The sequence below is a fragment of the Acidiphilium sp. 20-67-58 genome (genome assembly GCF_002255515.1).
GTDB lineage: Bacteria > Pseudomonadota > Alphaproteobacteria > Acetobacterales > Acetobacteraceae > Acidiphilium.
The window spans coordinates 1-2,500 of the sequence record NZ_NCAS01000094.1 but is presented as its reverse complement, the minus strand read 5'-3'; the positions used below and the strand labels follow the sequence as shown (position 1 = coordinate 2,500).

Annotated in this window: 3 protein-coding genes; all 3 read right to left on the bottom strand. The window is 64.3% G+C overall.

Translation table 11 applies throughout. The features are described from left to right. Window positions 1–100: 100 nt before the first annotated feature. Window positions 101–805: a hypothetical protein gene (locus B7Z76_RS16060; RefSeq protein ID WP_291345261.1), complete on the bottom strand. Its 705-nt coding sequence runs from the start codon at window positions 803–805 to the stop codon at window positions 101–103. Then, window positions 802–1,578 (bottom strand): hypothetical protein, encoded by a 777-nt coding sequence (locus B7Z76_RS16055; RefSeq protein WP_291345259.1) that lies wholly within the window; start codon window positions 1,576–1,578, stop codon window positions 802–804. The genes B7Z76_RS16060 and B7Z76_RS16055 overlap by 4 nt, the downstream gene beginning before the upstream one ends. A gap of 291 nt (window positions 1,579–1,869) precedes the next feature. Further along, window positions 1,870–2,232 (bottom strand): hypothetical protein, encoded by a 363-nt coding sequence (locus B7Z76_RS16050; RefSeq protein ID WP_291345257.1) that lies wholly within the window; start codon window positions 2,230–2,232, stop codon window positions 1,870–1,872. Window positions 2,233–2,500 lie beyond the last annotated feature (268 nt).

Here is a 2,500-nt window from a genome sequence, read left to right as displayed (position 1 = left end):
GCCCCGAAGCAGGCCGAGCAAAACCCGGCCGAGCTGGGAGACGAAGCCGGCCGAGCGAGCCGACCCATCCGCGGTGGGGGTAAAACGCTCCTCCATCCCCCTACCCATGCGCTGCGGACGCAACATTCGGCGTTGTCCATAGCCAGAGATGGCAGGCCGTGCGGCCGTCCTGATGCGCCACGTTCTTCCCGGTGCAGTCGGATTTCATGGTGTCGAGGATCGCGTTGTCGCGCATGAGCTGGTGCCATTGTGCCAAACCAGCCGGGCCTTGTGAGGCGAGGACGGATTGCTCAACGGCCCCGGCAGCGTGAATCGTCCCGGCGGCCTGGCTGTATCCGGCCGCGTTGCCGCGCCAGTAGCCCAGGCCGAACCCAAGGGTGAGGATCACGATTGCCAGCGCCGCGCCCGAGGCGATCGTGCGCCACCATATCCACCGCGACATGGACTTGAGGCGCTGTTCTGCCTCTTTCGCGAAGGAGGCCACAAACTGGCGCGAGAGATCCGCATGCGCCGCTTCGGCCTGCGCCTTTGCGGCCTTGAAAGCTTGATCGATGGTTTGCGCCAAGCCATCCCGCGCCTGGCGCACGGCGCTAAAATCCCGATCGACATGCAAGCGGTGCTCAGCCATAGCGCGCCGCTGATCCGCAGCAATGGCCGCCGTCGAGCCCAGGAACATCCGGAGCGCGTGGAGCGTGTGCGCGGTGGGGTCATTGTCGAGCCGGGCCAGCTGTTCGGCCCGATCCAGCTCCGCTTGCGCGGCGCGGATCGCGGCCTCTGTCCCGCCCTGATCGACAGCCTCGCTCACGGCATCCACGATTTCACGCCGGCGAATTGCTCATCCATCGCCTTGAGCCAGTGGCCCACCCGCGAGCGGTTGAACACCCCAAGCGGCGGTTCGGTCTGACCGTCCCGTGCGGCGATGAAACTCGCGGTATGAGCCTCGACCGCATCGGCCGCGTGCAGGCGCGGCATCCAGAGGGTGAGCGCACCGTCCGCCGTTTCGTCGCGATAGACGTTTGAGGAGGTGACGCGGCTGAACGCCTGATCGCGCGATTGCCCGGCCGGCGCCACGCCTTCATTGAGCACGAAAGCGCGTGCGCGGGGCTTGAAGCCCAAAGCGCCGAGCGTGGCGGCCGGGGTTAAATCCTCGGGATGCGGGCCGGCGAGGTAGAACATCACCATGGCCAGACCCGCCTCTTCAATCATTGCATCGAAGCCGGGCATTTCTCCGGCGAGGGTGCGCAGGATCGTATCGCCACCCCCCAGATCGATGATGGCGGTTTGTTTTGCGGCGATGGCGAACTCCATGAAGTCTTGCAGCCAGTCGCGCACCGCTCCTTGATTGAACGTGTCAGGCCGAGCAACCCCGCCGAAATAGGTCGAGAACGTCGCGTTGGTGGGGTCAATGTCAGCCAGGAGCGGCGCTTCTCCGTCCCGCTGCGCCATCTCCACGATCCACCGCAGAAAGGTGGTTTTGCCGGTTTTGCCCCGGCCGGCGGTCAGGATGATTTTGGGCCGATTGGCGAGATCGAGGCCCTGCGCCACGGGTTCAGAGCGGGCTTGCTCGCTGGTCAGCAACGGCTTGATTTCCGCCGGCTTGAGCCCGGCCGCTGCGCTGCCGGGGCTTCTGATGAGGGGGCCTCAGTCATCAAATTCTCCTATCGGGATTTGTCGCCTCTCCATTTCGGATCGTCGGGATCTGCCGGAGCTGTTGGATCACCAAGAGCACGGCGTTCCGCTGCGGAAACGCCGCGGCCCTCATTTCTCATCCATGACCGTTGAAACTTGGGTGCCGGCTGGGCCGCCTGGTCAGCCGGAGCAGTTGGATCGCCGAGGGCATGGCGTTCCGCTGCGGAAACACCCCGGCCCTCATTCCGCAAACGCACAAACTCGAATTTCGGTTCGGGTGCCGGTGCGCCGGCCGGGGCCGCCGTAGCCGGCCGGGGCCGCTGCAACCGGGCGCCCTTCCGCCCGTCGCTTGGCGACCAGGCGTCGCGCCCGCAGCCAATAGTTTTCGACTGTCCGCGGCGTGAGCGGCTGGCCGGTGCGGGAGACCAGCCCGGCCGCCGCGAAGTGTTCCGCCAACCCTTTCCAATGCGCTCCATGCTTGTCGAGGAGGGCGGCAAATTCGTCGTGGTGCTCGATAAACCAGACCATCAATGGGGAGCGCCGACGAAGGCCGGAAGCCATCGCCGCACCGAGCTTTTCGATATCGAGATCAGGTGCGCGCATAGCGAATCCTACCGATTTCAACCTCTGCACGTCAATAGAACGCAGCACAACCGCAGCATATTCACAGCATTATCATCATCAATATCACGGCAGATACGATGCAAATTCACAGCATAACAACAGCAACGTCGCGCCATAAAGCTCGCCAAATCCCCGCCACTATGCTGGCGGAAAGTTCAGGAGAGAAGTCACAGACCATTGCACCTATGGAGCTTGCGGCGCAAGTGACAATGGGGCTACGGTGACGGCAGGAGTTCCGCCCGATGCC